This window comes from Variovorax davisae, from assembly GCF_030316845.1.
Classification (GTDB): domain Bacteria; phylum Pseudomonadota; class Gammaproteobacteria; order Burkholderiales; family Burkholderiaceae_C; genus Variovorax; species Variovorax davisae.
The window spans coordinates 78,090-103,444 of the sequence record NZ_JASZYS010000015.1 but is presented as its reverse complement, the minus strand read 5'-3'; the positions used below and the strand labels follow the sequence as shown (position 1 = coordinate 103,444).

Here is a 25,355-nt window from a genome sequence, read left to right as displayed (position 1 = left end):
GGTCAACGCCGCCCTTCGCGCTGTTCCGACTTCTGGTCTTCGCGCTGCTGCTTGAGCAGCTTGCTCTTGATCCGGTTGCGCTTGAGCGGCGACAGGTACTCGACGAACACCTTGCCCAGCAGGTGGTCGAGCTCGTGCTGGATGCAGACCGCGAGCAGGCCCTCGGCCTCGATCGTCTGCGGTTCGCCGTCGGCATCGAGCGCGCTCACGCGCACCGAGGTCGAGCGCTCGACGCCGTCGTAGATGCCCGGCACCGACAGGCAGCCTTCTTCATTCAGCACCTTCTCGTCGCTGGCCCAGACGATCTCGGGATTGATCAGGACGATCGGCTTGTCGCGGTCTTCCGAAATGTCGATCACCACCAGCCGCTCGTGGACGTCGACCTGGGTCGCCGCCAGGCCGATGCCGTTGGCGTCGTGCATGGTCTCGAGCATGTCCGCGACCAGCGTCTTGATGCGCGCATCGACGCCCTGCACCGGCTTGGCCACCGTGTGGAGGCGGGGGTCCGGGTAACTCAAAATGGTTCTTTTTGCCATGAAAGCGAGGAGAAGTTGTCGCTATTTTCGCCATTTCCGCGACGCCCTGCCGGCGAACGGACCGAATACGTTGCCCTATCAAGGGCTTCAGCGCAAAATTCGTAGCAAATTGTGAGGATTCGTACATCCTGCGTGGCGTAGTGTGTGCACACCATAAACCATGACCAAACTCCGAATCAACGAAAGCCTGCGTCCCAGCCACCTGGCCACCCTGGCGGCCGTCGCCCTGGGGGTGGCTGGCGCCACGAACGCTTTCGCGCAGAACTATCCGGTCACGCCACAGCAGCGGGCGGTGGCCCAGCAGGCCTCGCAGGCGGGCATCCCGATCAGCGAGCTGGCGCCCAACGCGCCTGACGAATACACGGTCAAGCCCGGCGACACGCTGTGGGCCATCTCCCGCCTGTTCCTGCGCAGCCCCTGGCGCTGGCCCGAGCTCTGGGGCATGAACATCAAGGAGATCGCCAACCCGCACCGGATCTACCCGGGCCAGGTGCTCTACCTGGACAAGAGCGGCGGCCGGGCCCGCCTCAGCACCCGCCGCGGCGGCGCCTCCGATGGGACGATCAAGCTGTCGCCGCGCGCCCGCTACGAGTCGATGTCCGGAATGGCGCTGCCGACCCTCAACCCGAGCCTGATCGAGCCTTTCCTGAGCGAGCCGATCATCGTCGACGAGGACACCCTCAAGGCCGCGCCCCACATCGTGGCCGGCAACGACAGCCGCGTGCTGCTGGCCCGTGGCGACCGTGCCTACGCGCTGGGCCAGGCCGACGAGCAGCTGATCGAGACCGCCGGCCCGATCAAGACCTATCGCATCTTCCGCAACGCGACGCCGCTGAAGGACCCGGCCACCGGCGAGCTGCTCGGCTTCGAGGCGGCCTACCTCGGCAAGGCCCAGCTCAAGCGCAGCCAGAGCGTCGCCACCCAGCAGGTCGAAGGCAAGGAGGTCGTCAACGTGGTCCCCGCGACCATCGACATCGTGGCCGCGCGCGAGGAGATGCGCGCCGGCGACCGCCTGCTGCCCGAGCCGACGCGCCAGCTGCTCAGCTACGCGCCGCGCGCGCCCGAACAGCCGATCGACGGGCGCATCGTCTCGGTCTACGGCAACGCGGTGCAGTTCGCGGCCCAGAACCAGGTGGTGGTCATCAACAAGGGAACCCGCGACGGCATCGAGTCCGGCCATGTGCTGGCCATCCTGAAGAACGGCGACACCATCGTCGACCGCGCGGGCGCGCCCAACGACACCGGCAAGGCCGTGCTCAAGCTGCCGAACGAGCGCATCGGCCTGCTGATGGTGTTCCGTCCGTTCGAAAAGGCGTCCTACGCGCTGGTGCTCGAGATCAACGACACCCCGCGGGTCGGCGACCTGCTGGTCAACCCCTGATGCGAGCGCGCTTCTCGGTGTGGCGCGCGACGAACTCTCCCTGCGCCTTGCGCTGACGCCCGGCATCGGGAACGTCGCCGCGCGCGCGCTGCTCGCCGCCTTCGGCCTGCCGGGCGACGTCTTTTCGCAGACGCGGCAGGCCCTGTCGCAGGTGGCCAGCCCGGCCCAGGCCGAGGCGCTCCAGCGCGTGCCGGCCGAACTTCCGGCCTTGCTCGATCGCACCGTCGAATGGCTCCAGGGCACCGAAGCCCAAGGTGCCACGCGCCGCATCGTGACGCTCGGCGACCCGGGCTATCCGGCGGCGCTGCTCGAGACCGCCGATCCACCGCTGATGCTCTATCTGCTCGGCGCGCAGGGCTTCGAACTGGCGCAGCTGGCGCGCAGCATCGCGATGGTCGGCAGCCGCAATCCCACCGCGCAGGGCGCCGGGAACGCGCGGGCCTTCGCGCGGGCCTTCGGCGAGGCGGGCCTGACCGTGGTGTCGGGCCTGGCGCTCGGCATCGATGGCGCGGCCCATGAAGGCGCGCTCGAGGCGGCCGCCCGGCCGGGGCAGCCGGCCACGGTGGCGGTGGTGGGCACGGGCCTCGACCGCGTCTATCCGGCGCGCCATCGCGAACTGGCGCACCGGATCGCCGCGCAAGGCCTGATCGTGAGCGAATACCCGCTGGGCACGCCGCCCCTGAACCAGAACTTCCCGAAGCGCAACCGCATCATCGCCGGGCTCGCACGCGGCACGCTGGTCGTCGAGGCCGCCCTGCGCTCCGGCTCGCTGATCACGGCGCGACTGGCGGCCGAGGCGGGGCGGGAGGTGTTCGCGATCCCGGGCTCGATCCCATTCGCCGCAGTCGCGCGGCTGCCACGCCCTGATCCGGCAAGGCGCCAAGCTGGTCGAGTCGGTGGCCGACGTGCTGGAGGAATTGCGCTTCGCGCCGCCGCCCGCGCCGCCGTCGCCCGCCCCCGCCGACGATGCCGCCGAGCCCGCCTTGCTGGGCGCACTCGGATTCGATCCGGTCAGCCTGGACGCCCTGTGCGCCCGCACCGGATTCAGCCCCGCCATGCTGCAGGCGCAGCTGCTGGAACTCGAACTGGCGGGCAGCGTGGCCCGCCTGCCGGGGGGCTTGTTCCAGCGCGTCGCGCTTGGCTGAGCCGCCGGCACCGTCGTGTCGGCGCAACTTTCGACGGCCGGCGCTGCGAGTGGGCTATATTGAACCCATGTTCGAAGTGCTCGTGTATGTCTACGAAAACTACTGGCGCGGCGACGCCTGCCCCGAACCCGAGCAGCTGGGGCGCAAGCTCAGCGCGCAGGGCTTCGATGCCGACGAGATCCGCGAGGCGCTGCACTGGCTCGACGGCCTGAGCCTGGCGACCCGGGGCGTCCAGCTCGAGCGCCACGCCGACGGCACCAGTGCCACCGTGCTGCCGGGCATTGCGGCCGACGCCGCGCTGCCCCAGTCGGCCGATTCGATGCGCGTCTACTCGAGTGCCGAACAGGAGCACATCGGCGCCGAATGCCTGGGCTTCATCAGCTTCCTCGAATCCGCCAGCGTGCTGCCGGGCGGCATGCGCGAGATCGTGGTCGAGCGCGCCATGGCCACGCCGGGCGAGCCGCTGGCGCTCGACGAACTCAAGATCATCGTGCTGATGGTGCACTGGAGCACCGGGGTCGAGCCCGACGCCCTCGTGCTGGACGAGCTCTGCGACGCTTCGAGCGACCGCATCGCGCATTGAGCTCGCCCCCAGGTCGGCCGACTGAAGAGAGCCCAACCCAGGCGAGCTAATTCAGCAGCCGCTCGGGGTTGGCGTCCAGTTTGGCCAGCGCTTCGCGCGTGGCGCGCACCGTCAGGGTTTCCTCTTCGGCCGGCACCAGCAGGCCGGCCTGCAGGTAGGAGGCCAGGCGGCCGACCTGGATCAGGAAGCTGCGGCCGTCGCTCGATGCGAACAGGTGCAGCTGCTTGCGGTCGCTGCGCCAGACGAACTGGACCTGGCTCACGCGGTCGTTGTGGTCGAGCATGAACCAGGTGCCGACCTGCAGCTCGTGCGCCCAGGCCAGCATGTCCTCGCTGACCTTGGTGCCGGTGTCGGGCACGACCTCGATCGAGGCGGCATCGACGCCCAGCAGCAGCTCGATGCTCGCGGCGTCCAGCGGCAGGTCGGTGGTGCCCTCGTCGGAAACGAAATCCTCGAGGTTGGCCAGGCGCTTGGCCATGGCTTCGATCTTGGCCGGCGGGATCGCCTCGGTCTTCGACAGGAAGGCATCGGACAGCGTCGCGCCGATGGTCTTGATGTGCGCTTCCTGGGGCTCGCCCACGATGCCCAGCAGCGTCATGCCCTGGCGCAGCCGCTGCAACAGCTTGGGGAGGTCCTGGATGACGCGGGTGCGGTCGTTGCGGTTCGGCTTGGCGCTGGCGGCCCAGACCAGGTCGGAGGCAACCCGCTTCAGCGTCACGGTCTGCTCGTCCTGGGCGCCGTAGCGCAGGGCGGCAATGGCCAGCACCTCGGCCCAGACCTTGAACAGGAACTCGCGGATCTCCTCGCGCACCGGCATGTCGTTGAGCATCTTGCGCAACTCGATGGTGTACTGGATCGCCATCGTCTCCTTCTGCTCGACCTGCTGCGCCACGCTCATCACCCGCTGGGTGGTGTCGCTCTGCGTCAGGTACTTGTTAAGGAAGGCGACGAATTCGTCGAACACCAGCTTGAACACCCGCTGGCCGGTTTCCGGGTATTGCTCGATGACCTGGACCACGCGACGGATCTCGCCCTCGAGCGCGCTGCCCGAGATGGCGGCGGCATCGAAGCCCATCACGCAGGAGCCCATGCGGTCGATCAGCATGCGCGCCGGATGCTGCAAGGTGCCGAAGAACTCGGGTTCGGCGATGGCCACGCGCAGCACCGGCATCTGCAGCCGCGCGAACCAGACCCGGGCCGAGAACGGGATCCGCTCCTCGGCCAGGATGGCCTGGAACATCAGCGCCACGATCTCGACCGTGGCCTTGTCGGCGGTGGTGGGCGCCTTCTTCTTGAGTTCGCTGGTGCGCCGGCGCAGTTCGGCCGAGGCGTTGTGGATGGCCGTGGCCTCTTCGCCGACCACGTACTGCGAGGCCGCCACCTGGTAGGCCGCCTCGGCGTCCGCGATCGCGGCGACGAAGGCGGGCGAGGCGGCGCCGCCGGCCACCATGCCGCCGGCCCCGCCCGCCATCTCGCCGCCGCCCTGGCCGCGCGGCAGCGTGATGTCGCCGCCGATGCGCGCCGTCACGAAGCGCTTGAGATTGAGCAGCACGCCCTGGGCCCGCTGGCGCGCCATCAGCAGCGGCGAGCCGCCGGTGGCCACCAGGGTGTCGCCGCCGGCCTGCTGGCCCATGCCGGCCGCACCGCGGCCGACGCCGATCGCCGCCGGCGCGAAGCTGCCGGCCGGCGCGCCGAAGCCACCCGGCACCATCCGCGTCTGGCCGATGCCCATCGAGGCGCTGGCGGCCGCGCCGCCCGCAAAGCTGCCGCCCAGCGGCGCGTTGCCGGAGCCGACCGAACCGGTGCGGCGCACGAAGCTCTTGAGATCGATCTCGGGCATCACGTCCTTGCCGACCAGGAAGGCGTTGGCGTCCTTGTAGGCCTTGACCACCGGATCGACCATGTGCTGCTGGACCTGCTCCTGGACCTTGGTCCACAGGCCGCGGCTCAGGCCGGTGGCCAGCCACTGGTCGACCAGGACCTTGGCCAGTGCCTCGGGCTTCAGGATGTCCCGGGCGTCCAGTTCATGGGTGCCCTCGAGATGCTGGATGCGCAGCCGCAAGTCGTTGAGCTCGAAGCTGGCCTTGTCCTGGATCGTCTGCGCGAGCCGCGACGACAGGATGCCGGTCTCGACCACCTCGTCGCCGATGAGCTCGAGCCGCGACAGCGAATTGGAAGAAGAGCCCTCGATGGCGCTGCTGGCCAGCGCCTTGCGCCAGGCCGCCTGCGACTGCGCCACCCAGTTCGCGCCGTGGGTCTGGAACGCCAGGAAACCGTCGCGGTTCTCCTGCATCTCGCGCGCATTGGCGGTCTGGGAGGCCAGGGCCGTCAGTCGTTCGCCGATGGCCCGGGCGACCGGCGCGATCAGCGGCTCGGTGGCGGCGACGAATCGCTCGCGCGTCTCTCGGGAGAGTTGGAGGGAGGCTGCATGGGACCGCTGGGTCATGGATGGTCAGGACGGCAATGGATTCGATTCGACGACAAGCACGAGCTTGCATCGGGAAGCGTAACCGCACAAGGGCTCACCATGCTCGGCAACCCCAAGATCAGACGGTGGCCCCGGCGTTCGGGTCGTCCGGATCGCCCTCCCGCTTGGCCGGCGCCTTGACCAGGTCCTCGCGCTTGACGCCCAGCCACATCGCGATCGATGCCGCCACGAAGGCCGACGAATAGATGCCGAAGCAGATGCCGATGGTCAGGGCCAGCGCGAAGTAGTGCAGGGTCGGGCCGCCGAAGAAGAACATCGACAGCACCACCAGCTGGGTCGAGCCGTGGGTGATGATGGTCCGGCTGATGGTCGAGGTGATGGCGCTGTCGATCACCTCGGGGGTGCTCAGCTTGCGGAAGCGCCGGAAGTTCTCGCGCACGCGGTCGAAGATCACTACCGACTCATTGACCGAGTAGCCCAGCACCGCCAGCACCGCCGCCAGCACCGCCAGCGAGAACTCCCACTGGAAGAAGGCGAAGAAGCCCAGGATGATGACCACGTCGTGCAGGTTGGCCAGCACGGTGGCCAGGGCGAACTTCCATTCGAAGCGGAAGGCCAGGTAGATCATGATGCCGACCACCACCATGCCGAGGGCCTTGAGGCCGTTGGTGGTCAGCTCCTCGCCGACCTGCGGGCCGACGAACTCGTTGCCGCGCAGGGTGGCGGTCGGATCGACCGCCTTCAGCGCCGCCATCACCTGCTCGCTCTGCTGGGCCGAGGTCTGGCCCTTCTGCACCGGCAGGCGGATCTGGACGTCGCGCGAGGTGCCGAAGTTCTGCACCTGCACGTCCGCGTAGCCCAGCTTGGCGATGGTCTCGCGCACCCGGCCGACGTCGACCGACTGCTGGGAGGCCACCTCCATCACCGTGCCGCCGGTGAACTCGACCGACAGGTGGAGCCCGCGATGGAACAGGAAGAAGACCGCCAGGGCGAAGGTGACGAACGACACCGCGTTCAGCACCAGCGCGTGGCGCATGAACGGGATGGTCCTGTGGATCCGGAAGAATTCCATTTGTCGTGTCCCTTATTTCGCGTCGGCCACGGCGGTGGTGTCGGGCTTCCAGACGGTGCCGATGGACACCGTCTTGAGCTTCTTCTTGCTGCCGTACCAGAAGTTCACCAGCCCGCGCGAGAAGAACACGGCCGAGAACATCGAGGTCACGATGCCGATGCAGTGCACCACCGCGAAGCCGCGGATCGGGCCGGAGCCGAAGGCCAGCAGCGCCACACCCGCGATCAGCGTGGTGACGTTGGAGTCGAGGATGGTGCCCCAGGCGCGCTCGTAGCCGGCGTGGATGGCCGCCTGCGGCGAGGCGCCCCCGCGCAGTTCCTCGCGGATGCGCTCGTTGATCAGCACGTTGGAGTCGATCGCCACGCCGATGGCCAGCGCCATGGCGGCGATGCCGGGCAAGGTGAGCGTGGCCTGCAGCATCGAGAGGATCGCCACCAGCAGCAGCAGGTTGACCGCCAGCGCGATCGACGAGAAGACGCCGAACAGCGCGTAGTACAGGCACATGAACACCATGATCGCGGCGAAGCCGTACATCACGCTGTCGAAGCCCTTCTTGATGTTGTCGGCACCGAGGCTCGGGCCGATGGTGCGTTCCTGGATGATCTCCATCGGCGCCGCCAGCGAGCCGGCGCGCAGCAGCAGCGCCAGGTCGTTGGCCTCGACCACGCTCATCGAGCCGGAGATCTGGAAGCGGTTGCCGAGCTCGCCGTTGATCGACGGCGCGGTCAGCACTTCGCCCTTGCCCTTCTCGAAGATCAGCATCGCCATGCGCTTCCTGAAGTTCTCGCGGCTGACGTCGCGCATGATGCGCCCGCCCTTGGCGTCCATGGTCAGGTCGACCTTGGGCTGCTGGGTCTGGGAGTCGAAGCCGGGCTGGGCGTCGGTGAGGTTCTCGCCGGTGACCAGCACCTGCTTCTTGACGATCACCGGGCGGCCCTGGCGGTCGAGGAACTTCTCCGAGCCGAAGGGCACCGGGCCGGTGCCCATCTCGGCGGCGCGGCCCTCGGCGCTCTCGTCGACCAAGCGCATCTCGAGGGTGGCGGTGCGGCCCAGGATGTCCTTGGCCTTGGCCGTGTCCTGGACGCCGGGCAGCTGGACCACGATCCGGTCCAGGCCCTGCTGCTGGATCACGGGCTCGGCCACGCCGAGTTCGTTGATCCGGTTGTGCAGGGTCGTGATGTTCTGCTTCAGGGCCGCGTCCTGGAGCCGGCGCACGGCCTCGGGCTTGATCGAGGCGACCAGCTTGAAGTCGGTGCCTTCCTGGCTTTCGACCGCCGTGAGGTCGGGGAACTGGTCTTGCAGCAGCCGCTTGGCGGCGTCCAGGCCGGCGGCATCGCGGAAGCGCATCTCGATGGTCTGGCCGTTGCGGCTGACCGCGCTGCCGCGCACGCTCTTGTCGCGCAGGCCGGTGCGCAGGTCGCTGGCGAAGGACTCGGCGCGCTTGTCGATGGCACCCTTCATGTCGACCTGCAGCAGGAAGTCGACGCCGCCGCGCAGGTCGAGCCCCAGGTACATCGGGAAGGCGTGCAGGGCGGTGAGCCAGCTCGGCGAACGCGACACCAGGTTCAGCGCCACCGTGTAGGGCGGGTCGCTCGGGTCCGGCACCAGGGCGTGCTGCAGGGCGTCGCGCGCCTTCAACTGGTCGTCGGTGGAAGCGAAGCGGGCCCGCACCGAGGTGGCGTCGAGGGTCAGCAGGTCGGGCACCAGCCCGGCGACCTTCAGCGCCTCGGCCACCCGGGCCTGGGTGCCGGCGTCGACCTTGACGGTCGACTTGGCCGACGACACCTGCACCGCAGGCGCCTCGCCGAAGAAATTGGGCAGGGCGTACACAAGCCCCACCAGCAGCACGACCACGATGATCGCGTACTTCCAGACCGGGTATCGGTTCATCGATTCAACCTTCAGGGGCGCGCGGCGTCCGGCACCCGTGTTGTGGCACTACTTACTTGATCGCGCCCTTGGGTAGCACTTGGATCACGGCGCTGCGCTGGATCTGCACTTCGACGCCCTTGGCGATCTCGACCGTCAGGTATTGCTCGCCGAGCTGGGTGATCTTGCCGAGCATGCCGCCCGAGGTGGCGACCTCGTCGCCCTTGGCCAGGGCTTCGATCATGGCGCGCGCTTCTTTCTGGCGCTTCATTTGCGGGCGGATCATGACGAAGTACAGGACCACGAACATCAGCACCAGCGGCAGCATGCTGCCGAGCGAGGACATCATGTCGCCACCACCGGCGGCGGGCGCGGCCTGGGCGAAAGCAGAAGAAATGAACAAGGGAGTCTCCAACAGAGGGAAAGAAGAGGAGCGCCGGCCCCCGGATGGAAAGGGACCGGTGCATCCGCGGCCGCACCCAGCGGCCACGCAGCGCGGCACCTGGCCGCGCACAGCACCGGGCATTGTATAGAGGGCAGACGACCCTATTCCGGGGCCGTGCTTGGGGTTTTCGGGGCTTTGCGGCCCCGGGCGCCGGCGATTCAGGCGGCGGCGCGGGCGGCCTCGGGGTGGCGCCACCTGGCCATCAGCTCGGCCCACCGCACCCGGGCCGCGGCCAGGTTGCGCTCCTTGACGTGGCCGTAGCCGCGGATCTGCTCGGGCAGTCCGGCGATTTCCAGCGCCGTGGCGTGGTTCGCGGCGCTCAGGCCGGCGATCACCTCCTCGATGCTGGTGCGGTATTCGCCGATCAGCGCGCGCTCGGTCTTGCGCTCCTCGGTGCGCCCGAAGATGTCGAGCGCGGTCCCGCGCAGGCCCTTGAGCTTCGCCAGCAGCCTGAAGCCGGTCAGCATGGCCGGGCCGAACTTCTGCTTCTGCAACTCGCCCTTGGCGTTCTTCTTCGCGATGATCGGCGGCGCCAGGTGGTAGTTGAGCTTGAAATCGCCCTCGAACATGCCCTCGACCCGGTCGAGGAAGCTGCGGTCGGTGTGCAGCCGCGCCACCTCGTATTCGTCCTTGTAGGCCATCAGCTTGAACAGGTAGCGGGCCACCGCCTCGGTCAGGCTGCTCTTGCCGAGCGCCGATTCGGCCTGCTGCACCCGGGCGACGAAGGCCTTGTACTGGTCGGCGTAGGCGGCGTTCTGGTAGCCGGTCAGGAACTCGGCCCGGCGGGCCACCAGGGCCTCGACGGTCTCGCGCCGCTTGAACTCGATGACCTGCCCCGGCTGCACCCGCTTTTGCAGCTCCGCCGGGCGCTGGGCCGCCTGGCGGCCCCACTCGAAGGCCATCTTGTTGTTGTCGACCGCCACGGCGTTGAGCTCGATCGCCCGCATCAGCGACGCGTGGTCGAGCGGAATCCAGCCCTTCTGCCAGGCGAAGCCCAGCAGCATCGGGTTGGCATACAGGCTGTCGCCCATCAGCGCGGTGGCGGCCGCATCGGCGTCGAAGGCGCCGACCGCATCGGCACCGACCACCCGTGCGATCTCGTTGGCGCAATCCTGCTGCGGGTTGACCCAGTCGGTGTTGCGCACGAAGGCGGCGGTCGGCGTGCTGTGGCTGTTGAGCGCGACCCGCGTGCGGCCCTCGCGCATGCGCGCCGTGGTTTCGGCATTGACCGCCACCAGCGGGTCGGCCGCCAGCACCAGGTCGGCCGCGGCGGTGCCGACGCGGGTGGTGCGGATCGCGTCCTGGGTGTGGCCGATCAGCACGTGGCTCCAGGTGGCGCCGCCCTTCTGCGCCAGGCCGGCCGCGTCCTGGGTGACGATGCCCTTGCCTTCGATGTGGGTCGCCATGCCGAGCAGCTGGCCGATGGTGATGACGCCGGTGCCGCCGACGCCGGCCACCACCACGCCCCAGACCTGGCCCTCGCCCAGCACCGGCAGCTCGGGGTCGGGCAGCGCACCCAGCTCCGCCGGCGAAGCGCCCTTGCTCTTCGATTTCTTCTTGAGCTGCCCGCCCTCGACCGTCACGAAGCTGGGGCAGAAGCCCTTCAGGCAGCTCATGTCCTTGTTGCAGGTGCTCTGGTTGATGGTGCGCTTGCGGCCGAACTCGGTCTCCAGCGGCTCCACCGACAGGCAGTTGCTCTTGACGCTGCAGTCGCCGCAGCCTTCGCAGACCAGCTCGTTGATAACCACCCGCACGGCCGGATCGACCGCCGTGCCCCGCTTGCGGCGGCGCCGCTTCTCGGTGGCGCAGGTCTGGTCGTAGATGATGGCCGTGGTGCCCTTGATTTCGCGGAACTCGCGCTGGATCTCGTCGAGCTCGTCGCGGTGGCGCACCTTGACGTTCTCGCCCGGCACGTTGACGCCTTCGTACTTCTCGGGCTCGTCGGTGACCACCACCACCTTGACCGCGCCTTCGGCGTGCAGGCTCTCGGCGATCTGCAGCACCGAATGGCCCTCGGGCCGCTCGCCGACCTGCTGGCCGCCGGTCATGGCGACCGCGTCGTTGTAGAGGATCTTGTAGGTGATGTTGACGCCGGCCGCGATGCTCTGGCGGATCGCCAGCAGGCCGCTGTGGAAGTAAGTGCCGTCGCCCAGGTTGGCGAAGATGTGCTGGTCGGTCGTGAAGGGCTGCTGGCCGACCCATGGCACGCCCTCGCCGCCCATCTGCGTGAAGCCGATGGTCGAGCGGTCCATCCAGGTCGCCATGAAGTGGCAGCCGATGCCGCCCATCGCGCGCGAGCCTTCGGGCACTACGGTGCTGGTGTTGTGCGGGCAGCCCGAGCAGAACCAGGGCTGGCGCGTGGCGTCGGCGGCGCCGAGCGACTTGGGCGCGGCCATCGCGCGCTCCTTGGCCTCGAGGATCGCCAGCTGGGCGTCGATGCGCGCGGCCATGTCGGCGCCGGCGGCGGCCAGCAGGCCGGTCTTCTTGAGGCGCTGGGCGATCGCCTTGGCGATCATCGCGGGGTTGAGATCGGCATTGGCCCGCAGCAGCGTGTGCGCGGTCGGGTTCGGCATCGACCATTCGCCGCCCGAATAGCCCTCGGCCTCGTGCACCTCGCCCTCGTCGAACTTGCCGACCACGTTCGGCCGGACGTCGGGGCGCCAGTTGTAGAGCTCTTCCTTGAGCTGGTATTCGATGACCTGGCGCTTCTCCTCGACCACCAGGATCTCCTGCAGGCCGGTGGCGAATTCGCGCGTGAGCTGCGCTTCGAGCGGCCACACCACCCCCACCTTGTGCAGCCGGATGCCGAGCTGGCGGCAGGCGGCGTCGTCGAGGCCGAGGTCGATCAGGGCCTGGCGCGTGTCGTTGAAGGCCTTGCCGCTGGCCATGATGCCGAAGCGGTCGTTCGGGCCTTCGATCACGTTGTGGTTGAGCCGGTTGGCGCGGATGTAGGCCAGCGCGGCGTACCACTTGTAGTGCATGAGCCGCGCTTCCTGCTCCAGCGCATGGTCGGGCCAGCGGATGTGCAGGCCGCCGGGCGGCATCTGGAAGTCGGTCGGGATCACGATCTCGACCCGCTCGGGATCGATCATCGCGGTGGCGCTGGATTCGACGATCTCCTGGATCGTCTTCATGCCCGACCAGATGCCGGCGAAGCGGCTCATCGCGAAGGCGTGGATGCCGAGGTCGAGGATGTCCTGCACGTTGGCCGGGAAGAACACCGGCGTGCCGCAGGCCTTGAAGATGTGGTCGCTCTGGTGCGCGGCGGTCGAGCTCTTGGAGATGTGGTCGTCGCCGGCCACCGCGATGACGCCGCCGAACTCGGTCGTGCCGGCCATGTTGGCGTGCTTGAAGACGTCCGAGCAACGGTCCACGCCCGGGCCCTTGCCGTACCAGATGCCGAAGACGCCGTCGAACTTGTTGGTGCCGGCCGGCGAGAAGCCCAGCTGCTGGGTGCCCCATAGCGCGGTGGCGGCCAGTTCCTCGTTGACGCCCGGCTGGAAGACGATGTTCTGCTCTTTCAGGAACTTGCTGGCCTTCCACAGCGCCTGGTCATAGCCGCCCAGCGGCGAGCCGCGGTAGCCGCTGATGAAGCCGGCCGTGTTCTTGCCCTGCTGCTGGTCGCGCAGGCGCTGCAGCATCGGCAGCTTGACCAGCGCCTGGACGCCGCTCATGAAGGCGCGGCCGTAGTCGAGGCTGTACTTGTCGTCGAGCGTGACCGTTTCGAGGGCGCGGCGGATGTGCTCGGGAAGCGGGGCGTTCATCGTGTCTGTCTCCAGTGGCTGGGCCTTGTGGGCGTGGCTTGCAGGGCAGCCGGGTCGGCTCCCCCTCGGCCATCATGACGCAAAGTGTATGCCTGCTGTCTCGACAGGTGTTTGCGTTCTGTACCCATTCGAGGCCCCTTCTTGAAAGACTCTTGCTTAAAATGGCGCGTAATGGAAAGCATCGACAAGTTTGACCTCGCGATCCTGCAAGAACTGCAGGCCGACGGCCGGCTGACGAATGCCGAGCTGTCGCAGCGGGTGGGCCTGTCGGCCGCGCCCTGCTGGCGGCGCGTGCGCGCCCTCGAGGAGGCCGGCTTCATCCGCGGCTACCACGCCGAGATCGACCGCCACAAGATCGGGCTCGGCGTGCTCGCTTTCGTGCGCGTCGACACCGAGCGGGTCACGGTCGAGGCCACGCGCAAACTCGAGGACGCCATCCGCCGGCTGCCGGAAGTGACCAGCTGCCACTACATCAGCGGCACCGGCACCTTCGAGCTGCAGGTGGTGTCGCAGGACCTCGACAGCTTCTCGCGCTTCGCCCTGCAGCACCTGATGAGCCTGCCCAACGTGAAGGACCTGCACACCAGCTTCTCGCTCGGCGAGGTCAAGGCCAGCCGGGCCCTGCCGCTCGAACACCTGGCGCCCGGGCGCCCGACCGACTCGCCGGCGCGGCCGGGCCGAAGACAATAGGCCGCGATGCCGCCGATCTCGCCCCAGGAAACTCCCGTCACGCCGCCTCTCCAGGCTTCGCGGGTCGGCCCGCTGGAGCCGCTGCGGATCCCCGTCTTCCGCATGCTGTGGAGCACCTGGCTGATCGCCAACGTCAGCATGTGGATGAACGACGTCGCGGCGGCCTGGATGATGACCTCGCTCACCAGCTCGCCGATCTGGGTCGCGCTGGTGCAGTCGGCCTCGACCCTGCCGGTGTTCCTGCTCGGGCTGCCGAGCGGCGCGCTGGCCGACATCCTCGACCGCCGGCGCTGGCTGGTCGCCACCCAGTTCTGGCTCGCCGGCTCGGCCGTGGTGCTGTGCGCGGCGGTGGTCTTCGACCTCATGAGCGCGCCGCTGCTGCTGGCCCTGACCTTCGCCAACGGCATCGGGCTGGCGCTGCGCTGGCCGGTGTTCTCGGCCATCGTGCCCGAGCTGGTGCCGCGCAGCCACCTGCCGGCCGCGCTCGGGCTCAACGGCATCTCGATGAACGCCTCGCGCATCATCGGCCCGCTGGTCGCCGGCACGCTGATCGCGAGCGCCGGCACGGTCTGGGTGTTCGCCCTCAACGCCGTGCTGTGCGTGGCCTCGGGCTTCGTGGTGCTGCACTGGCGGCGCGAGCACACGCCCAACCCGCTGGGCCGCGAGCGGCTGATCAGTGCCATGCGGGTCGGCGTGCAGTTCGTGAGGCAGTCGCCGCGCATGCGCGCCGTGCTGACGCGGATCTCGATCTTCTTCCTGCACTCGACCGCCGTGCTGGCCCTGCTGCCGCTGCTGGCGCGCAACCTCCAGGGCGGCGGCGCCGGCACCTTCACGCTGCTGCTGGCCGCCATGGGCTCGGGCGCCATCGTGGCCGTGCTGTTCCTGCCGCGGCTGCGCCAGGCGCTGGTGCGCGACCAGCTGGTGATGCGCGGCACCCTGCTGCAATCCGGCGCCACCGCGGTGATGGCGGTCGCGCCCAACGCCTGGGTGGCGGTGCCGGCGATGTTCCTCGGCGGCATGGCCTGGATCACGGTCGCCAACACGCTCTCGGTGTCGGCCCAGCTGGCGCTGCCGGACTGGGTGCGGGCCCGCGGCATGTCGATGTACCAGATGGCGATCATGGGCGCCAGCGCCCTGGGCGCAGCGCTCTGGGGCCAGGTGGCCGAGCTCAGCTCGATCTACGCCAGCCTGGGCGTCGCCGCGACCACCGGGGTGCTGTGCATGTGGCTGGCGCTGCGCTACGTGACCGACGGCGCGGGCGAGGACGACGACACCCGCCCGGCGCAGCACGGCTGGGCTGCCGGTCCGCCGGCCAGCGCGCCGGACGAGGCCGGCCGGGTGGTCGTCACCGTCGAGTACCTGATCGACCCGGCCCGCGCCGCCGCCTTCCACCTGGTGATGCACCAGACCCGGCGCGCGCGGCTGAGCCAGGGCGCGATCGCCTGGGAGCTGCTGCACGACATCGGCGAGCCGGGGCGCTACCTGGAGCAGATCGTCGACGAGACCTGGACCGAGCACCTGCGCCGCTTCCATCGCGCGACCGCGGCCGACATGGCGCTGCGCGAGCGGCGGCTGGCGTTCCACGTGGGCGAGACGCTGCCGGTGGTGACGCGCTATATCGTCCACCGCTGAGCCGGGCCGGCGCCTTCTAGTGGAAGAACAGCAGCCGGGTCAGCAAGGTGTGGCCGGCCTCGGCGAACATCAGCCCCACCAGCACCAGCAGGCACAACGGCGGCAGCAGGATAGCGTAGACCAGCGCCAGCCGCTCCCAGGCCATGTGCATGAAGACCGCGACGATCAGGCCCGCCTTCAGCAGCATGAAGAGGATGATCAGGCCCCAGCGCAGATAGCCCTGGAAGTGGAAGTAGTCGACCAGGTACGACAGCGTGCTGAGCACGAACAGCAGCCCCCAGATCTTCAGGTAGAGGCCGATCGGATGCTGCTGCTGGGCGGTGGCTGGATTCATGGTCGACCTCACCAGAGATAGAACAGCGCGAAGATGAACACCCACACCAGGTCGACGAAGTGCCAGTACAGGCCCGCGATCTCGACGACCTGGTAGTTGCCGCTCTTCTCGTAGTCGCCGCGGATCAGCTTGAAGGCGACGACGAACAGGAACACCACGCCGGCCGACACATGCAGCCCGTGGAAGCCCGTGATCATGAAGAAGGTCGAGCCGAACTGCGCCGCCCCCATCGGATTGCCCCAGGGCCGCACGCCCTCTTCGAGGATCAGCTTGGACCACTCGAAAGCCTGCATGCCGACGAACAGCTCGCCGAAGGTGGCGGTCACCAGCATCAGCGTGGCGGCATTCACGCGGTCGCGGCGGTAGGCGAAATTGACGGCCATCGCCATCGTGCCGCTGCTGCTGATGAGCACGAAGGTCATGATCGCGATCAGCAGCAGCGGGATGTCGGCCCCGCCCACATGGAGCGCGAACACCTCGCTCGGGTTGGGCCAGGGCACGGTGGTCGAGACCCGCACCGTCATGTAGCCGGTCAGGAAGCAGCTGAAGACGAAGGTGTCGCTCAGCAGGAAGATCCACATCATCGCCTTGCCCCACGAGACGTGGAAGGCCTGGCGGTCGGAAGACCAGTCGGCCACCAGCCCGCGCCATCCGGCGGCCGGCGCGGCGGCATCCGGCCTCTGCGCTGCGATCGACACGGCGTTCATCGCGGCCTCCTCACGGCGTGCCGCAGATGGCGCGCGCCACCTCCGGCGTCACCCAGCCCAGCAGGGCGAACAGCACCCCCCACACCGCCAGCAGGAAATGCCAGTAGCGCGCGCACAGCGCGATCCGCCAGGCGGCCGCGGCGGGGTCGGGCCAGCCGGCATGCACCGTCCAGGCCCAGGCGGCCAGCCCGCCCATCACGTGCAGGCCGTGCATGGCGGTGAGCAGGTAGAAGAAGGCAGCGCCCGGATTGCCGGCCGGCGTCACCTGCGTGCTCATCAACGCCTGCCAGGCCCAGAGCTGCACCGCCAGGAAGGCCAGCGCGCAGAGGCCGCCGGCCCCCAGCAGGCGCCGGGCCCGCGCCGCTTCGGCGTGGCGCGCCGCCGCAGCGGCCCGCTGCAGCGCGACGCCGCCGATGGCCAGCAACGCCGAGCTGAGCCAGAGTTGCCAGGGCAGCGCGATGGCCACCGCATCGCTGCCGTTCATGCGCATCAGGTAGGCCATGACGAACAGCGAGAACAAGGCCGTGGCCACGCCCATGAACACCCACAGTCCGATGCCGGCCGCGCTGGCCCGGGTGTCGGGCGAGCGGCCGCCGCGGCGGGCGACGCCGGCGCGCAGGGTGGCGCTGGCGCTCATTGGTATACCTCCGCGCAGCAGCGCGACGGTATTCGCCTTGGGAGCGGCCCGGCGGCTCATGCCGGCGCTCCCCGGGCCTCGCCCTCGCTTCGGTCGCGCGCCTCGGGCTCCAGCCCCCCGGCCTCGGGCGGCGCGTTCTGGGCGATGTAATCCTCTCCCTGGCCCGGCACGCCGTAGGCGTAGGCCCAGCGGTAGACCACCGGCAGTTGCGGCCCCCAGTTGCCATGGCCCGGCGGCGTCGCCGGGGTCTGCCATTCGAGCGAGGCGGCGCGCCAGGGGTTGGCCGTGGCCGGCCGGCCGCGCCAGGCGCTCCAGGCGAGGTTGAAGACGAACAGCAGCTGGGCCGCGCCGACCACCAGGGCGACCACGGTGATGAAGGTGTTGAGGCTGAAAGCCGAGGCCGGGATGAACTGGTAGCCCTCGAAGCCGTAGTAGCGCCGCGGCATGCCCAGCACGCCCAGGTAATGCATCGGGAAATAGATGAGGTAGGTCCCGAGGAAGGTGATCCAGAAGTGGAGCTGGCCGAGCCGGTCGTCCAGCATGCGGCCGGTGATCTTCGGGAACCAGTGGTAGATGCCGCCGAACACCACCAGCAGCGGCGCCACGCCCATCACCATGTGGAAGTGCGCGACCACGAAGTAGGTGCCCGAGAGCGGAATGTCGACGCTGACGTTGCCCAGGAACAGGCCGGTCAGGCCGCCGATGGCGAAGGTGCAGACGAAGGCCAGCGCGAACAGCATCGGCACCGACAGGTGGATGTCGCCGTGCCACAGCGTCAGCAGCCAGTTGTAGACCTTGATGGCCGTGGGCACCGCGATGATCAGCGTGGTGGTCGCGAAGAAGAAGCCGAAGTACGGGTTCATGCCGCTCACGAACATGTGGTGGGCCCACACCACCACGCTGAGGCCGCCGATCGCCACGATCGCCCAGACCATCATGCGGTAGCCGAAGATGCTCTTGCGCGCGTGCACGCTGATCAGGTCGGACACGATGCCGAAGGCCGGCAGCGCCACGATGTACACCTCCGGGTGGCCGAAGAACCAGAACAAGTGCTGGAACAGCAGCGGGCTGCCGCCCTTGTAGCCGGTCGCCTGCCCCATCGACACCAGGGCCGGCATGAAGAAGCTGGTGCCGAGCGTGCGGTCGAGCAGCAGCATGACGCCGCTGACGAACAGCGCCGGGAAGCCGAGCAGCGCCAGGATGGTGGCGACGAAGATGCCCCAGACGGTCAGCGGCATGCGCAGCAGCGTCATGCCTTCGCAGCGCGCCTGCAGCACGGTGGTCACGTAGTTGAGGCCGCCCATCGTGGTCGCCACGATGAAGATCACCAGCGACACCAGCATCAGCACGATGCCGCCCGAATGGCCGGGCGTGCCGGGCAGGATCGACTGCGGCGGGTACAGCGTCCAGCCCGCGCCCGTGGGCCCGCCCTCGACGAAGAAGCTCGCCAGCAGCACCACCACCGACAGCAGGTAGACCCAGAAGCTCAGCATGTTGAGGTAGGGAAAGACCATGTCGCGGGCGCCGACCATCAACGGAATCAGGTAGTTGCCGAAGCCGCCGAGGAACAGCGCGGTCAGCAGGTAGATCACCATGATCATCCCGTGCATGGTCACGAACTGGTAATAGCGCTCGGGGTTGATGAACTCGAATTGGCCCGGAAAGCCGAGCTGCAGGCGCATCAGGTTGGACAGCACCACGCCCACCAGCCCGACCGCGATGGCGGTGCAGGCGTACTGGATGGCGATGACCTTGTGGTCCTGGCTCCAGACATAGTGCGTCAGGAATTTCTTCGTCGCGGGTTTCATCGCGGCACCCCCTTGTCGGTGGCGGCCTGGGTCGGCGGATTGCCCAGGCTCTGGATGTAGGCCACCAGCGCCGCCAGCTCCTCGTCGCTGAGGTCGATCTTCGGCATGACCGGCGCGAAGCCCTTCACCTGGCGGGCCTGCGGATCGCGGATGAAGGCGCGCAGGTAGGCTTCGTCGACCAGCGCCCTGGAGCCGTCCGCCATGGTCTCGGTCTTGCCGTACAGGCCCTTCCAGGTCGGCCCCACGCGCGGGCTGCCGTCGATCGTGTGGCAGGCCGTGCAGCCCTTCGCGTCCGCCAGGGCGCGGCCCTGCTCGACGGCGGAGCCCGCCCCCGCGCCGGCCGGGGCGGCGGCCTTGGCCTGGGTGCTGGCGAAGGTCGGCAGCGCGGCCTGCCAGGCATTGAAGGCCGCCACCTCCTGCACCACCACGAAGCCGCGCATGTTGGAATGGCCGACGCCGCAGAGCTGGGCGCAAAGCGCTTCGTAGCGCCCGGCGACGGTCGGCGTGAACCAGAAGCGGCTGACCTGGCCCGGCACCGTGTTCATGCGGGCTCGGAAGGACGGCACGAAGAAGTCGTGCAGCACGTCGTGCGAGCGCAGCAGCACCAGCACCGGCCGACCCAGCGGCAGGTGCACCGCGTCGGCCGCGACCAGCAGGTCGTCCTGCCCGGCGGGATCGGCCGGGTCGAGGCCGAAGGGATTGGCGGCGCCCACGAAGCGTGCATCGCTCGCCCCCAGCTTGCCGTCGGCGCCCGGGAAGCGGAAGCGCCACTGCCATTGCTGGCTCACGACCTCGAGCACCAGCGCATCGTGCGGCGCTCGCACGTAGTTCGCATAGACCACCAGCCCGGGTGCCAGCAGCGCCATGATGCCGACGGTCGTGCCGCCGATCAGCCAGCGCTCGAGCCGCTTGCTCTCGGGCTGCTCGGTCGCCCGGCGGCCCTCGCGATGGCGAAAACGCACCAGCGCATAGACCACGAACAGGTTGATCGCGACGAAGAAGGCCCCGGTGATCAGCAGCGTGATGGTCAGCGTGTCGTCCATCGGCTGCCAGTTCGAGGCCAGCGGGGTCGTCCACCACGGATTGACGACGTGGAACAGCACCGACCCGACCACGATCAGCAGCAGGACGACGGCCATGGTCATGTGCGTTCCCCCGGGGTCGGCATCGACGCTGCGGCGCGCGGGCGCGCCTCAGCGGAAGGCCGGGATCTGCCCTTCCTCGCCCTCGAACCGGGCTTCGGGATGCGCGGTCTGCAGCAGGTCCTCGATCTCGCGCACGCGCAAGGCCGGCAGGTCGACCATCAGCAGGATCTGGCCCTGGGCGATGGCGCCCTCGAAGCGCTGCAGCCGCGGGCTCGGGATCGAGATGCCGACCATGCTGGCCGACCAGGCGCCGACCACGCCGCCCAGGACCGCGACCAGCGCGGCGAAACCCCATTCGGGCTCTTCGCCGACCAGCGGGAACAGCAGAGCCGCCACCAGGCCGGCGGCGATGCCGCAGGCCGTGCCGAGCGTCCAGCCGGTCTTGGCCGCATGGACCACGTCCGAGGTCTGCCACACGTTGGCCGCGTGCAGGCCGGTCATGTCCATGCCTTCGGGCCCGGCGAAATGGATGTGGGCGACGTCGACGCGCGCCTGCAGCAGGTCGCGCATGGCACGCCTGGCGCTGGCCAGGTCCGGCATCAGCCAGTAGATGCGTCTCTTCACGGCAGCCTCCTTTTCGTCTTGCGACGAGCCAGGAACCATGAACGACTTATAGGCTCAAGGCCCTCCCATATCAAGAGGGGCCGCCGAGCGGCAGCAGCAGCTGCAGCAGGCCTCCGGCGCTGCCGAGCGGGCCCGGGCTGCGGCTTTCCTCCAGCACTTCGGCGAGCTGGTGCGCCAGGCGCCGGCTGCGGCGCGCTCGCCAGATCACGAGATCGACCAGCCACGGGTGCTCGTTGATGCGATTGGCCTGCGCGTAGGCGCGCCAGCCGCGCCGGCAGCTCGACCCGGCCGCCGCTCGGGGCTCCCAGCCCACGTGGGTCGCGACGCGGGCGCGCGCGAGCACCGCGTCGAGCAGGCCGAGCCGCGCGAGCGCCCGCTGCGCATCCGGGATCAGGCCGTCGCCGCAGGTCTTGTCGCGCGGAAAGGCTTGCTGGTCGACCAGCAGCACGTCGAGGCCGGCCGCCGGCAGCACCTGGGCGCAGGCGCTGCCGGCGGGGCCGGCCCCGATCACCAGCACTTCGCACGCGTTCGAGGCAGCCGAGAGGGTCACGGGCACTCCAGGGAACACCGATGTTAAATCGACGCCTGCGTGGCGTTTTCATTTGACCGATCGGTCTAATCCAGACCGCTCATTGCAGCCTGTTGCAATGTCCAGCCACCTATTTCGGGTAAACGATAGCCATTCTTTTTTTACCGAACGGATAATTTAGCCTCCTCCACGAAGCAGGAACCACCATGCCATCCCCCCGCCCGCGCAGCCGCTACTGGTCCGACCTGACCAGCGAAGAGTTCTCCCGCCTGGACCGCGCCAACCTGGTCGCGGTGCTGCCGGTCGGCGCCACCGAGCAGCATGGCCCGCACCTGCCGATGTCGACCGACACCGCGACCATCGACGGCATGGTGCGCGCGAGCCTCCCGCACCTGCCCGACGACCTGCCGGTGCTGTTCCTGCCGACCGTGGCCTACGGCAAGAGCAACGAGCATTCGCGCTACCCCGGCACGCTCACCGTGTCGGCCTCGACCTTGATCGCGCAGTGGACCGACATCGGCGCCTGCGTGGCCCGGGCCGGCGTGCGAAAACTGGTGCTCTACAACAGCCATGGCGGCCAGATGTCGATCATGGACATCGTCGCGCGCGACCTGCGCGAGTCGCACGACATGATGGTGGTGGCGGCCAACTGGTACACGCTGGGCCTGCCCGAAGGGCTCTTCACGGCCCACGAAGGCCGGCACGGCGTCCATGCCGGCGACCTCGAGAGCTCGGTGATGCTGCACCTGACGCCCGACCACGTGCGGCCCGAGAATTTCCGCAACTTCCATTCGATGACCGAGGACCTGGCGCAGGAGAACCGCTTCCTGTCGATCACGCCCAGCGGCAAGCTCGGCTGGCAGATGCACGACATCAACCCGGCCGGTGCGGCGGGCGACGCCACGCGGGCCACCGCGGCCAAGGGCCAGGCGGTGCTCGACCACGTCGGGCGCAATTTCGTCCAGTTGCTGCAGGAAGTCCATCGCTTCCCGATCGAACGCCTGGCCAACACGCCGGCCTGGAGCTGAGCATGGACCGCACCACGACCGCCGAGCCGCCGCTGGTCAGCCTGCGCCAGGTCAGCAAGCGCTTCGCCAACGGCACCTTGGCGCTGCAGGGCATGTCGCTCGACTGCGGCGAGCACGACTTCATCAGCTTCCTCGGCCCCTCGGGCTGCGGCAAGAGCACGGCGCTGCGGCTGATCGCCGGCCTCACGCGCAGCAGCTCGGGCGAACTGGCCTGGTCGCGCGCCGGCAGCGGCACGTCGACCAGCGACCGCGAGCTCGGCTTCGTGTTCCAGGAGCCCACGCTGATGCCCTGGGCCAAGGTCTTCGACAACGTCTGGCTGCCGCTCAAGCTGGCGGGCATGTCGCGCGATGCGGCCGCGCCGGTGGTGGCCCAGGTGCTGGAGATGGTCGGCCTCTCGCGCTTCGCCGAGGTCTATCCGCGCGAGCTCTCGGGCGGGATGAAGATGCGGGTGTCGATCGCCCGCGCGCTGGTCACGCGGCCCCGTCTGCTGCTGATGGACGAGCCCTTCGCCGCGCTCGACGAGATGACCCGCATCAAGCTCAACAACGACCTGCTGGCGATCTGGCGCGAGCACCGCTTCTCGGTGATCTTCGTCACCCACAGCGTCTACGAGTCGGTCTACCTGTCGAACCGCATCGTCGTGATGGCGCCGCGGCCGGGCCGCGTGGTCGACGAGATCCGCATCGACGAGCCCTATCCGCGCGGCGAAGCCTTCCGCACCTCCACCCGCTACAACGCGCACTGCACCGCGGTGTCGCAATCCCTGCACGGAGCCCTCCATGGCGTCGACATCGATCACTGACAACCCGTCGCTGGCCGCGCTCGGCGACGCGCCCTCGGCGGCCGACCTGCAGCGCCGCGACGACCGCCTGCGGCGGCGCGAATCGCTGCTGCGCACCGCGGTGCCGATCGCGGTGGTGGTGGGCCTGCTCGCGCTGTGGGAGGTGCTGGTGCGGGTCAACCACGTGCCGCACTACATCATCCCGGCGCCCTCGCTGATCCTCACGACGCTGGTCGACAACTGGGACACGCTCTCGAGCGCGCTGTGGTTCACGGTCAAGCTCACGCTGCTGTCGCTGGCCGCGGCGATCATCGGCGGCGTGCTGCTGGCGATCGCCTTCGCGCTCTTCAAGTGGGTCGAGATCGGCCTGTTCCCGATCGCCGTGATCCTGCAGGTGACGCCGATCATCGCGATCGCGCCGCTGATCCTGATCTACGTGTCGAGCACCACGGCGGCGCTGCTGCTGTGCGCCTGGATCGTGGCCTTCTTCCCGATCCTGTCGAACACCGTGATCGGCCTGAAGAGCGCCGACAGCAACCTGCGCGACCTGTTCCAGCTTTACAAGGCCTCGCCCTGGCAGACCTTCCGCTACCTTTTGGCGCCGAGCGCGCTGCCGTACTTCATGGCCGGCCTCAAGATCGCCGGCGGCTTGAGCCTGGTGGGTGCGGTGGTGGCCGAGTTCACGGCCGGCACCGCGGGCCGCGAGACCGGGCTGGCCTCGCGCATCCTGGAGTCGAGCTTCCGCACCGAGATCCCGATGATGTTCGCGGCCCTGCTGCTGGTGTCCCTGCTGGGCATCGTGATCTTCATCGTCTTCGCCGCCCTGTCGCGCGCGGTGCTGGGCCACTGGCACGAGAGCGAGATGAGGAGGGAGCGATGAACGCCGTGCTGAAAGACCGCGCCCCAGCGGCCGCCGTCGACTGGGAAGCCGTGAAGCGCGAGCTGCACGGCCTCAACGTGATCGCGTCGCCGAACCAGCGCAAGCAGCTGTCGAAGGATTTCTACTGGTACAGCCCGATCCTCACCGAGCAGCTCGCCGGCTGCGTGGCCGACCTGGTGGTCAAGGTCTCGACCGAGGACGACGTGCGCCAGGCCGCCGCCGTGGCCGCGAAGTGGAAGCTGCCGCTCACGGTGCGCGCCGGCGGCACCGGCAACTACGGCCAGTGCGTGCCGCTCGAGGGCGGGCTGGTGCTCGACGTGACACCGATGAGCCGGGTGCTGGAGATCGGCGACGGCCGCGTGCGGGTGCAGGCCGGCGCACGCATGCACGACATCGAGCTCGCGGTGGCCGAGACCGGGCAGGCGCTGCGCATGTGGCCCTCGACCTGGCAGGTGGCCTCGATCGGCGGCTTCATCGCCGGCGGCTTCGGCGGCATCGGCTCGATCCGCCACGGCATCCTGCGCGACCCGGGCAACCTGCTGCGGGCGCGCATCATGACGGTCGAGCGCGAGTCGAAGATCATCGAGCTGCATGGCGACGAGATCCAGCAGGTGCACCACGCCTACGGCACCAACGGCATCCTGACCGAGGTCGAGGTGGCGCTGAGCCCGGCGGTCGAGTGGGTGCACTGCATCGCGCTGTTCGACAGCTACCGGCGGGTGCTGGATTTCGGCGTCGCCGCCAGCACGCCCGCGCTGGAGCTGTTCCTGCTGTCGGCGGTCGACGCCCGCTTCTCGCCCTACTACGCGAACCTCGGCGCCCACTTCCCGCCCGATCGGCATGCGATGTTCGCGATGGTCGCGCCGGCCTCGATGCCGGCCTTCCGCGCGCTGGTGGCGGCGCACGGCGGCACGGTCTCGCTCGCGGGCACCGAGGCCGAACTGCACGCCGCCGGCCTGCCGCCGGCCTACGAATGCGCCTACAACCACACCACCTTGCAGGCGCTCAAGGTCGACCGCAGCTGGACCTACCTGCAGGTGGCCTATGCGCAGCCCTTCGATCCCGCGGTGGTCGACCGCCACATCGCGGTCTTCGGCGACGACGTGCTGCAGCACCACGAATTCGCCCGCGCCGGCGGCGAGTACGGCACCTTCTCGATCCTGCTGGTGCGCTGGAAGGGCGAGGCCCACCAGTACGAGGTGATGCGCGAGATCGAATCACAAGGCGGCTGCCAGATCTTCAACCCGCATGTCGTGACCATCGAGGACGGCGGCATGAAGACCATCGACACGCAGCAGATCGACTTCAAGAAGCGCAGCGACCCGATGGGCCTGATGAACCCCGGAAAAACGCGCGGCTGGCACCCCGACATGGCGCAGGACGCCTGAACCCTTCC

Annotated in this window: 21 protein-coding genes and 1 pseudogene; 9 read left to right on the top strand and 13 right to left on the bottom strand. The window is 69.0% G+C overall.

Annotated features, from left to right (window positions below):
- Positions 1 to 2: 2 nt before the first annotated feature.
- A complete protein-coding gene (gene def, locus QTI33_RS28125) occupies positions 3 to 536 on the bottom strand; it encodes a peptide deformylase (RefSeq protein ID WP_286509712.1) in 534 nt (177 codons plus the stop codon).
- Positions 537 to 696: 160 nt separating this feature from the next.
- Between def and QTI33_RS28120 the strand changes: the two genes are divergently transcribed.
- The 3 genes and pseudogenes from QTI33_RS28120 to QTI33_RS28110 all read left to right on the top strand — a co-directional run bounded on the left by QTI33_RS28120 (position 697) and on the right by QTI33_RS28110 (position 3,645).
- Entirely contained in the window at positions 697 to 1,917 is a 1,221-nt protein-coding gene (locus QTI33_RS28120) for a LysM peptidoglycan-binding domain-containing protein (protein ID WP_286509711.1), read from the top strand.
- A gap of 19 nt (positions 1,918 to 1,936) precedes the next feature.
- Positions 1,937 to 3,062, top strand: a pseudogene (gene dprA, locus QTI33_RS28115) (DNA-processing protein DprA).
- Positions 3,063 to 3,129: 67 nt separating this feature from the next.
- Positions 3,130 to 3,645 carry a Smg family protein gene (locus tag QTI33_RS28110; RefSeq protein ID WP_286509709.1) on the top strand — a complete coding sequence of 172 codons (516 nt, stop codon included), beginning with the start codon at positions 3,130 to 3,132 and terminating at the stop codon, positions 3,643 to 3,645.
- 46 nt (positions 3,646 to 3,691) lie between these two features.
- Here the strand turns inward: QTI33_RS28110 and QTI33_RS28105 are convergent, their stop codons facing one another.
- The 5 genes from QTI33_RS28105 to QTI33_RS28085 form a co-directional block, all read right to left on the bottom strand.
- Entirely contained in the window at positions 3,692 to 6,091 is a 2,400-nt protein-coding gene (locus QTI33_RS28105; RefSeq protein ID WP_286509708.1) for a DUF1631 family protein, read from the bottom strand.
- A gap of 100 nt (positions 6,092 to 6,191) precedes the next feature.
- Complete coding sequence (gene secF, locus QTI33_RS28100; RefSeq protein WP_286509707.1) at positions 6,192 to 7,145, bottom strand: protein translocase subunit SecF; 954 nt, start codon at positions 7,143 to 7,145, stop codon at positions 6,192 to 6,194.
- 12 nt (positions 7,146 to 7,157) lie between these two features.
- The gene (secD, locus tag QTI33_RS28095; protein WP_286509706.1) at positions 7,158 to 9,035 is read right to left on the bottom strand and encodes a protein translocase subunit SecD; all 1,878 of its coding nucleotides are present in this window, start codon (positions 9,033 to 9,035) and stop codon (positions 7,158 to 7,160) included.
- A 52-nt stretch (positions 9,036 to 9,087) separates the two neighbouring features.
- Positions 9,088 to 9,417 carry a preprotein translocase subunit YajC gene (gene yajC, locus QTI33_RS28090; RefSeq protein ID WP_286509705.1) on the bottom strand — a complete coding sequence of 110 codons (330 nt, stop codon included), beginning with the start codon at positions 9,415 to 9,417 and terminating at the stop codon, positions 9,088 to 9,090.
- Positions 9,418 to 9,617: 200 nt separating this feature from the next.
- A complete protein-coding gene (locus QTI33_RS28085) occupies positions 9,618 to 13,223 on the bottom strand; it encodes an indolepyruvate ferredoxin oxidoreductase family protein (RefSeq protein ID WP_286509704.1) in 3,606 nt (1,201 codons plus the stop codon).
- Between the two features lie 171 nt (positions 13,224 to 13,394).
- On the opposite strand from QTI33_RS28085, the gene QTI33_RS28080 reads away from it, so the two are divergent.
- Positions 13,395 to 13,913: an Lrp/AsnC family transcriptional regulator gene (locus QTI33_RS28080; protein ID WP_286509703.1), complete on the top strand. Its 519-nt coding sequence runs from the start codon at positions 13,395 to 13,397 to the stop codon at positions 13,911 to 13,913.
- 6 nt (positions 13,914 to 13,919) lie between these two features.
- Positions 13,920 to 15,545 carry an MFS transporter gene (locus QTI33_RS28075; protein WP_286509702.1) on the top strand — a complete coding sequence of 542 codons (1,626 nt, stop codon included), beginning with the start codon at positions 13,920 to 13,922 and terminating at the stop codon, positions 15,543 to 15,545.
- Positions 15,546 to 15,561: 16 nt separating this feature from the next.
- On the opposite strand, the gene QTI33_RS28070 is transcribed toward QTI33_RS28075, so the two are convergent.
- The 7 genes from QTI33_RS28070 to QTI33_RS28040 all read right to left on the bottom strand — a co-directional run bounded on the left by QTI33_RS28070 (position 15,562) and on the right by QTI33_RS28040 (position 21,290).
- Positions 15,562 to 15,879: a cytochrome C oxidase subunit IV family protein gene (locus QTI33_RS28070; protein WP_286509701.1), complete on the bottom strand. Its 318-nt coding sequence runs from the start codon at positions 15,877 to 15,879 to the stop codon at positions 15,562 to 15,564.
- Between the two features lie 8 nt (positions 15,880 to 15,887).
- A complete protein-coding gene (locus QTI33_RS28065; protein ID WP_286509700.1) occupies positions 15,888 to 16,586 on the bottom strand; it encodes a heme-copper oxidase subunit III family protein in 699 nt (232 codons plus the stop codon).
- Between the two features lie 10 nt (positions 16,587 to 16,596).
- Positions 16,597 to 17,223 (bottom strand): cytochrome c oxidase subunit 3 family protein, encoded by a 627-nt coding sequence (locus QTI33_RS28060; protein ID WP_286509699.1) that lies wholly within the window; start codon positions 17,221 to 17,223, stop codon positions 16,597 to 16,599.
- A gap of 56 nt (positions 17,224 to 17,279) precedes the next feature.
- Positions 17,280 to 19,031, bottom strand: a complete 1,752-nt coding sequence (ctaD, locus tag QTI33_RS28055; RefSeq protein WP_286509698.1) for a cytochrome c oxidase subunit I — start codon at positions 19,029 to 19,031, stop codon at positions 17,280 to 17,282.
- Positions 19,028 to 20,176, bottom strand: a complete 1,149-nt coding sequence (locus QTI33_RS28050) for a cytochrome c oxidase subunit II (protein WP_286509697.1) — start codon at positions 20,174 to 20,176, stop codon at positions 19,028 to 19,030. The genes ctaD and QTI33_RS28050 overlap by 4 nt, the downstream gene beginning before the upstream one ends.
- Positions 20,177 to 20,224: 48 nt before the next feature.
- Positions 20,225 to 20,740: a DUF1269 domain-containing protein gene (locus tag QTI33_RS28045; protein ID WP_286509696.1), complete on the bottom strand. Its 516-nt coding sequence runs from the start codon at positions 20,738 to 20,740 to the stop codon at positions 20,225 to 20,227.
- Between the two features lie 70 nt (positions 20,741 to 20,810).
- Positions 20,811 to 21,290: an NAD(P)/FAD-dependent oxidoreductase gene (locus tag QTI33_RS28040; protein WP_286509695.1), complete on the bottom strand. Its 480-nt coding sequence runs from the start codon at positions 21,288 to 21,290 to the stop codon at positions 20,811 to 20,813.
- 185 nt (positions 21,291 to 21,475) lie between these two features.
- Between QTI33_RS28040 and QTI33_RS28035 the strand changes: the two genes are divergently transcribed.
- The 4 genes from QTI33_RS28035 to QTI33_RS28020 are packed head-to-tail and all read left to right on the top strand — an operon-like array spanning position 21,476 to position 25,347.
- On the top strand, positions 21,476 to 22,297 hold the full coding sequence (locus QTI33_RS28035; RefSeq protein ID WP_286509694.1) for a creatininase family protein: 822 nt from the start codon (positions 21,476 to 21,478) through the stop codon (positions 22,295 to 22,297).
- A 2-nt stretch (positions 22,298 to 22,299) separates the two neighbouring features.
- Positions 22,300 to 23,100 (top strand): ABC transporter ATP-binding protein, encoded by an 801-nt coding sequence (locus QTI33_RS28030; protein WP_286509693.1) that lies wholly within the window; start codon positions 22,300 to 22,302, stop codon positions 23,098 to 23,100.
- Positions 23,078 to 23,959 carry an ABC transporter permease gene (locus QTI33_RS28025; protein WP_286509692.1) on the top strand — a complete coding sequence of 294 codons (882 nt, stop codon included), beginning with the start codon at positions 23,078 to 23,080 and terminating at the stop codon, positions 23,957 to 23,959. Before QTI33_RS28030 ends, QTI33_RS28025 begins: the two co-directional genes overlap by 23 nt.
- Positions 23,956 to 25,347, top strand: coding sequence for an FAD-binding oxidoreductase (locus QTI33_RS28020; RefSeq protein WP_286509691.1), 1,392 nt, complete (start codon positions 23,956 to 23,958; stop codon positions 25,345 to 25,347). Before QTI33_RS28025 ends, QTI33_RS28020 begins: the two co-directional genes overlap by 4 nt.
- Positions 25,348 to 25,355: the final 8 nt, after the last annotated feature.